The organism is Psychrobacter sp. AOP5-GZ1-6 (genome assembly GCF_052376345.1).
Lineage (GTDB): Bacteria > Pseudomonadota > Gammaproteobacteria > Pseudomonadales > Moraxellaceae > Psychrobacter.
This window is the reverse complement of sequence record NZ_JBQSVP010000383.1, coordinates 1-303: the sequence shown is the minus strand read 5'-3', so window position 1 is coordinate 303 and position 303 is coordinate 1. Positions and strand designations below refer to the sequence as shown.

Genomic DNA, 303 nt, shown 5'->3' with positions numbered 1-303 from the left:
CAAAAAAGTGGTAGCGCCCCAAAGGCGCCGGCAGATGGCTTGTCACTATATTGAAGATCGTAGCATTAGCATACGCCGTGCTTGCCGTATCTTTAACATCAGCGTCACCTGTTATTATCACAAGTCGGTGGTAACAGATGAGAACCAGCAAATAGCGGACTTACTTATCAAACTGACTGATGAGAACAAGAACTGGGGCTTTGGCTTGTGCTTTTTAACCTTGCGTAATGTGCTAGGACTGCCGTACAACCATAAGCGGGTATATCGCATCTACTGCGAGCTTGAACTCAACCTTAGAATCAA

Annotated in this window: 1 pseudogene; it reads left to right on the top strand. The window is 45.9% G+C overall.

What is annotated here, in order from left to right:
- Positions 1-303, top strand: a pseudogene (locus ACT3RN_RS16310) (IS3 family transposase); the annotation flags it as partial.